Annotated in this window: 8 protein-coding genes; 4 read left to right on the top strand and 4 right to left on the bottom strand. The window is 39.3% G+C overall.

Annotated features, from left to right (window positions below; genetic code table 11):
* The first annotated feature begins 305 nt into the window (after positions 1–305).
* Both CDZ78_RS06160 and CDZ78_RS06155 read left to right on the top strand, forming a co-directional pair.
* Positions 306–1,472 carry an aminotransferase class V-fold PLP-dependent enzyme gene (locus CDZ78_RS06160; RefSeq protein ID WP_087869217.1) on the top strand — a complete coding sequence of 389 codons (1,167 nt, stop codon included), beginning with the start codon at positions 306–308 and terminating at the stop codon, positions 1,470–1,472.
* Between the two features lie 457 nt (positions 1,473–1,929).
* Positions 1,930–3,063 (top strand): fatty acid desaturase family protein, encoded by a 1,134-nt coding sequence (locus CDZ78_RS06155; RefSeq protein WP_087869216.1) that lies wholly within the window; start codon positions 1,930–1,932, stop codon positions 3,061–3,063.
* A gap of 106 nt (positions 3,064–3,169) precedes the next feature.
* Here the strand turns inward: CDZ78_RS06155 and CDZ78_RS06150 are convergent, their stop codons facing one another.
* The gene (locus CDZ78_RS06150; RefSeq protein WP_087869215.1) at positions 3,170–3,535 is read right to left on the bottom strand and encodes a hypothetical protein; all 366 of its coding nucleotides are present in this window, start codon (positions 3,533–3,535) and stop codon (positions 3,170–3,172) included.
* A gap of 270 nt (positions 3,536–3,805) precedes the next feature.
* Between CDZ78_RS06150 and CDZ78_RS06145 the strand changes: the two genes are divergently transcribed.
* Complete coding sequence (locus tag CDZ78_RS06145) at positions 3,806–4,114, top strand: hypothetical protein (RefSeq protein ID WP_230990614.1); 309 nt, start codon at positions 3,806–3,808, stop codon at positions 4,112–4,114.
* A 107-nt stretch (positions 4,115–4,221) separates the two neighbouring features.
* Here CDZ78_RS06145 and CDZ78_RS21085 read toward each other — a convergent pair whose 3' ends face one another.
* Positions 4,222–4,425: a hypothetical protein gene (locus CDZ78_RS21085; RefSeq protein WP_140413908.1), complete on the bottom strand. Its 204-nt coding sequence runs from the start codon at positions 4,423–4,425 to the stop codon at positions 4,222–4,224.
* A 638-nt stretch (positions 4,426–5,063) separates the two neighbouring features.
* On the opposite strand from CDZ78_RS21085, the gene CDZ78_RS06135 reads away from it, so the two are divergent.
* Positions 5,064–5,372: a hypothetical protein gene (locus CDZ78_RS06135; RefSeq protein WP_087869212.1), complete on the top strand. Its 309-nt coding sequence runs from the start codon at positions 5,064–5,066 to the stop codon at positions 5,370–5,372.
* Between the two features lie 129 nt (positions 5,373–5,501).
* Here the strand turns inward: CDZ78_RS06135 and CDZ78_RS06130 are convergent, their stop codons facing one another.
* Complete coding sequence (locus CDZ78_RS06130) at positions 5,502–6,548, bottom strand: sigma 54-interacting transcriptional regulator (RefSeq protein ID WP_140413907.1); 1,047 nt, start codon at positions 6,546–6,548, stop codon at positions 5,502–5,504.
* The gene (locus CDZ78_RS21080; RefSeq protein WP_140413906.1) at positions 6,521–6,745 is read right to left on the bottom strand and encodes a response regulator transcription factor; all 225 of its coding nucleotides are present in this window, start codon (positions 6,743–6,745) and stop codon (positions 6,521–6,523) included. Before CDZ78_RS21080 ends, CDZ78_RS06130 begins: the two co-directional genes overlap by 28 nt.
* Positions 6,746–6,979 lie beyond the last annotated feature (234 nt).

The following is a 6,979-nucleotide window of genomic DNA, read 5'->3' as shown; positions in this document are numbered from 1 at the left end:
CGTCGCTTATTTTTTTCACAAAGTGAGTCATAAAATTTCTTCATCGACTTTTCGATATTTTTTTTATAAGGAAATGACATAAGACAACCACTGAGTAATAAATTAAGATAACCTTAATTTAGGGGAGATATTTCATTATTCAAGCTTGGCTGCTTCAGGATGTTATTTCGTGCACATTCCTAAATAGCGGACTTAAGTCCGCTCTACAAGTAACTTACTGAATTTTCACAACTTGAAGTGCTTGATTATCTATGTCATGATTGATGAATTTTTCCGATAATTTTAACCTTTTAAGAGGCATTTCAATGGCTGGTCGTAACCACCTTTATATCCCGGGTCCAACTAACTCTCCACATGAAGTATTAAGTGCCATGCACCTTCCTATGGAAGATCACCGCGCACCCACATTTCCACTTTTATTAAAGCCTATTTTAGAAGACTTAAAAAAAGTATTTAGAACTGAAACAGGACAAGCTTTTGTATTTCCGGCTACTGGTACGGCTGGCTGGGAAATCGCAATAACCAATACTTTAAACCCAGGCGATAAAGTGCTGATCTATCGTTTTGGTCAATTCAGCCATTTATGGATGAATATGGCACAACGTTTAGGGTTAGATGTTGAAATGCATGAAGTTGAATGGGGTAAAGGCATCCCTTTAGATCATTTAGAGGCTCGCTTAAAAGAGGATAGTACGCACGAAATTAAAGCTGTTTTAGCCACTCACAATGAAACAGCAACAGGCGTCACTAGTGATATCGGTGGTGTACGTAAAGCTATGGATGCATCCAAGCACCCTGCACTGCTATTTGTTGATGGTGTGAGCTCTATCGCCAGTCTTGATTTTCGCATGGATGAATGGGGTATTGATGGAGCGATCAGTGGCTCACAGAAAGGCTTTATGTTACCTGCCGGTTTAGCAATAGTAGCCTTCAGCCAAAAAGCTTTGGCTTTAACTGAAACAGCTACTTTCCCACGTTGCTTCCTGGACCTGAAAGATCAAATGGCTCAGAATGCATTAGGCTACACCCCTTACACCCCTTCTACGCCAATGTTACACGGCTTACGTGCGGCATTGGATTTATTATTAGAAGAAGGCATGGGAAATGTGTATGCACGCCATCACCGTCTAGCAGAAGGCACGCGTAAAGCTATCGCTGCCTGGGGCCTCAAACTTTGCGCTCAGCCAGGTCTTGAGTCAGATACGGTTTCTGCCATTGTTGTCCCTGAAGATAAAGATGCACGTGACGTGATTGCTACCGCTTTCAACAAATACGATATTTCTTTAGGTGCAGGTTTAACTGAAGTGATGGGCAAGGTATTCCGTATTGGTCATATCGGCGACATGAATGATGTTTCTATGCTTGGTGCAATTGCAGGTGTTGAAATGGCATTACTGGATAATGGTTTTGATATTACTCCAGGAAGTGGCGTTGCCGCAGCACTCGAATATTATCGTGCAACTGCCGCATAATTATTATTTGTATCATTATTAAGGTACATAGATTTACCTGATTCCCCGTGATTTTCAGCTATATTCGTTATCCTGAATAATTTTAGCTGGAATCTCACTAAATTTTAACCTGCTGATAATTAAAGTGTTTATTGGTTACAAACTTAAGACGGGACATAACTAAATTTGTAGAGCGTGGCTTTAGCCCGCAAATGCCACCGAGCACTTAATGGCAGGCCAAAGAGGCTGTGAAAGTATGCTGTTTTTTATCTTCCCTTTGAAAAATGGGGGTTTGAGGAGGATTTTATAAATCAAACCTCCCCTACCCCCTCCTTAACTAAGGAGGGGGATTTTGTTGAATACTTTCACAACCTCTAAAGCCGCGCCCTACAAATAAATTATCCTGGCAAGTTAATTATACAGGGCCTTTTGGCTCCCCCTGCGCCTATGCATAAGCGAGTCATTTAGAGAAAATACTATGAGTTTAAACAGTTACCAAAATGTCGACAGAGAGGCTCTTGCTAAAGACCTTGATGCGATTCATAAAAAAACCTTGTCCCGCATCGGTGAACAAGACTTTAAGCATTTAAAAAAGATGGAACGCTGGGGGCAGATGTGCTCTTTCCTTGGCTATGGTACAGCATGGATTTTTCCTAACCCGATTTCTGCTTTATTAATTAGCCAGGGCAGCTTTACGCGCTGGACACAAATGACACATCCCATAGTACATAAGGGATATGACAAAATAACGAATATACCTGAGGGCTATACCAGTAAAAAGTTCGCCCAAGGCTGGCGACGTTTTATAGACTGGCCTGACTGGATTACCCCAGCCGGCTGGCATCAAGAACACGATATTTTACACCACTATAATCTAGGTGAAAAATTGGACCCTGACCATTTACAGCATAATATGCAATGGTTACGGGAATCTAAAATCCCTATGTGGTTACGTTTTGGTATCGTCGGTTTTTTTACCGCAGGCTGGAAGATTATATATTACACCCCTAGAACACATAAAGAGTTACGTATAAGCCAGGCACGCCAAAAAGGCGAAGGCACACCTGAATTAACACGCAAAGGTGCCTGGAGTCTATACACAAAACAGGGGCGGGCGTTATGGCTAGAGAGTATTTTGCCCTATATTGCCTTCAGGTTTGTATTGTTGCCCTTGTTGTTTTTGCCACTGGGTACTTTTGCCGCTACTAGCGTATTACTGACTTCAATTCTAGCAGAAGCTTTTACTAATATGCATAGCTTTCTTGTTATCGTACCTAATCATGCTGGCGATGATGTAATGATGTTTGAGGATAAAGGCAGAGGCCGTGGTGAATTTTACCTGCGCCAGATTCTTGGTTCAGTAAATTACCCAACAGGTTCAGACTTTAACGATTTTTTTTACGGCTGGTTGAACTACCAGGTAGAACATCATTTATGGCCTGACATTCCATTAAGCCAATATCAATATGTACAACCAGAAGTTGTTGAAGTGTGTAAAAAACATGGCATACCTTATCGTCAGGATTCAGTATTTAAACGGCTATTAAAGGCGATGGATATTATGGTGGGACGTACTTCTATGTTAAAGCCAGAATTAGGAACGTCAACTTAAGGACTTCCTATATGATTGAGATGAGCTTGATGACCAAGCTCATCTTTCATTTTCTTTAAAACAACAACTACGACCTTTGTAATAAGCCAGTAGTTTAGGTGAAAAATCAGAAACCGCGTCTAACAATCTTGCATTCCACAGTCACATCCTTCATATAGCAGCGGTACTTCTCCTTACCTTCATATTCACCTTCACAGGCATCACAAGTTAGCTCGCCATTTTCTACAACTTTACTTTTTCCCCAGCCATAACCAATGTTATTACAAAGTTTAGTTGTGTATTTTTTAAAGCGATAACTACCAGGAACAGTCTGTTTTTCAGCTATAGATTTATCTTTACATCCTGCTGTTGGCTTTAAGTCCCCAGTAATACTCTTTAAATCCCAATCACCTTCTTTACCTTCACTTGCTGCAAAAGACTGATTGGAAAAAGCAAATAGTAAAGCAAATAAAAAAAATATTTTAAGTTTCATAATTCCCCTTCTTTTATCATTATTATTTATAAGCTTTATACTTTAACATTGTAGCAACAAGAATGGAATATGCAGGACAACTAATATTCATTGCCTACAGTTGACTTAGCCCTGGGGAAATAATGTTTGATTAAATTGTCATCATGCTACAATGGAAAGTGCTAATATTAGCCCTCGACTGGAGACTAAAAAATAAAAACAACACTAAAAATCTTATCTCTAACTACCATGCTATTCGCATCGTTAGCTCACGCAGAAAAAACAATTCCTTTGGAAGACAATTCACTAATACTTGGTGAATGGAAGCTTTATGCTGAGACACCTCAGTTACATTTAGAAAAGAAAATGGTACAAAATAAATGGAACTTCCGTGATAACGGCTTTCTGACATCTACAGCATATGACCCAAGACTGGACGGAATAAAAGCTGTTAATGTTAAATACTCGGTCGAAGATGGCGTCATCAAAAAACAAATTCAGCCAGGTAGAGAAAAAATCGAAAGCTGTAAAGTTGTAAAGTTAGAAGGCGACAATATGACCTTACATTGTAAATACCTTTATTATTTGCTTAAAAGATAATAATTAATCAGCCGTGCTTCAGCCTGAGTTAGTTAATCAAGAAAAATAATGATGCCAACTCAGGTACTGAATACTCCAAATATATACCTGCATACCCTATCTTTAACTTAGCTAGCCATAGCTAATTCATGTTCATCAAGTTTTACTACATTACCTAGCATATCTTTTATTTTCCTACTGCTCTCAGCTTCCTGCTTATAAGCAATAAAGTCTATGACTTCTGGACTAACTGCACTATCAATGCCTAAGTATTGAATATCAGCCAATACGCTATTCATTATCAGATTTTGTAAATAATACTTTGCTTGCATGTTGCATTCTCATTTATTAAAAATAATACATTATGAACAGTTAATGTTAAAAATTGATGACAGTCTCTATGTAAGTGACAGCAATTTTTACTATTTCCACGTAAAATAAAAACTTTGTCTCTCAAATGCGACTGTAAAAAATTAATCTTTATCATGACAAAGGCTCCTTACGGGAAGGCGTATATTTTTATTTATACGTTAAAGACTTTCTTTTTAAATCCCAGTGTCGTTAAATCACGACGAAATGGGTGTTAAAAAACAGATATTATTAGCAATAACTAAAATAAAATGAGACAACTGTATATTACAAACCCCGTCATTCCCGAAGTTTTTTATCGAAAATCTTTGCTTAGGTGATTTCTGCTAAAGCTTAAGCTCACAATTTACTTGATATCCTAGGATGAAGAAATATAGTCGAGAGTTATTGGTAACAGAGATAGTCCTATGCGAATAAACAACTTGGCATTAAATATGCTTTACTTGAAATGATATAAATTAATTTTAACTTACTGGATTCCTAGTACAGCTAGAAAACAGGAATTGAAAGATAATTCTTCTTATGAGTTATATTAATTTTTATTTTTAATACTTAACAGCCCCCTGTCAGGTATCTTTATTAATAACTTAAGGAATAAACAATGTTAAAAATAATAACCTTTACAAGTCTAATTTTATTCAGCACACAAAATGCAATTGCTTTTGGCCTGGATGATGTTAATAATGCAGCTAATAATGTTAATGCTGCAACCGACTCAGCTCAGCAAGTGTCTGATAAAGCAGATAGCATAAAAGAAAAGTCTGTTTCTGATATGGCTACACAAGTAGCAAGTGATAGCGCTACTGGTGCTGTAGATGGCGCAGTAAGTGGAGCAGCAACGGGATCAATCGTTGAAAGTGGAACCGATGGTGCCATTGACGGTGCAAAAACCAGTTTAAATAAATTGTAATTTTTCACAAAAAAGCCTGGGGCATTTCTGCACCCAGGCTCATCAATTGTTTAACCCACAAGCTTCAAATTTAACTACTAAATCTCCGTTCAAAGCACCAGCACCTCATAGACTTTATTCTACGTGCGCTCACTTAAACGTCGTTGGTTTTAATTGATGCCTATCCAGTAATTTATAAAACTCGGTACGATTACCTTTTGCAAGTCGTGCTGCCTGACTAACATTTCCATCTACAGAGCGAAGCAACTTAATAAGGTATTCTTTTTCAAATTGACTTTTTGCTTCTTTCAACCCCTGCATAGTACTATTTTTTTCTTGCAAGACCCTCTCAACCAGATTAGCAGGGACTATAGGAGTCGTCGCAAGGGCTGAAACATGTTCAACAACATTTTGTAACTGCCGCACGTTACCAGGCCAATCGTAACTAAGTAAAATCTCCATCGCCTGATTGGAAAAGCCTTTAGCCACATAACTATATGTACTGTCGGAATGGGTAATAAAATAGTTTGCCAGCAGGGAAATATCTTCACGACGTTCAGATAATTTAGGCAAGGTCAATTTCGCTACACTTAGACGATAATACAGATCCATTCTGAACCCACCATCATTAGCTTTTTTTTCCAGGTCATGATGGCTCGCTGAGACAATGCGCACATCAACGGGAATACTTGTGTTAGAGCCTACTGGCCGAATCTGACGTTCTTGCAAAGCACGCAATAGCTTCACCTGAAAAGCAGATGACATGTCCCCTATTTCATCCAGAAACAAGGTTCCAGAATCGGCCGCTTGAAATAAACCTTGCCGATGTTCAAAAGCGCCTGAAAAAGCACCTTTTCGATGACCAAACAATTCAGATTCAAGTAGGTCTTCCGGTATTGCACTACAATTGACGGCAATAAATGGACCATTATGTCGTGGGCTTGCTTTGTGTATAGCTTGAGCAATTAATTCTTTACCAGTGCCGCTTTCACCATGGATAAATAAACTGGCATCTCCCTGAGCTAGACGCTTAACTTCACTTAACAGATTTTCCATCAATTGACTACGCGTCAATATATTAGCACGCCAATTCTCTTGCTGCTTATTATGAGAGTTTCCAGCACTAAGCCGCAAAGCTTTGTCAATTTTATCCATTAGTTCGCCACTATCTATCGGTTTGGTAATAAAGCCAAACACGCCTTCACTTGTCGCCTCAACCGCCTCCTTGATTGTGCCATGCGCCGAATAATGATAATGGGTAAGGTTGGATAACCTTGTTGAATCAACTTACAAAGTTGCATCCCGCCCATTTCATCCATACGTAAATCAGTGATAACAAGATCAGGATGATATTTCGGGGAGTCGCTATTTTTGCGAAAGCTTGTTTTGGGCATCCCAGCCCAAGCAAGCAGCAAAAACTTAACGCGACCACTTATGCCTCCGGCGGCCCCGATTCGTCCTCGTCACCTCGTCCCGACCCAACAAGGGGTCGGAACATAGGCTCCAAATGACTTGACGCCGTGTCGGATGGCCTTTTATTTTGTCTCCACCTTCGCTAACGCTCAGACTCCGACAAAATAACGGCCCTACGGCTATCGCGGACTAAAAATCATCACTTCGCTTAGGCT

It is taken from the genome of Bathymodiolus platifrons methanotrophic gill symbiont, assembly GCF_002189065.1.
In the GTDB taxonomy this organism is placed as follows: domain Bacteria; phylum Pseudomonadota; class Gammaproteobacteria; order Methylococcales; family Methylomonadaceae; genus Methyloprofundus.
Note: the sequence above shows the minus strand (reverse complement) of the source record. Positions and strands in the feature narration are given on the sequence as shown.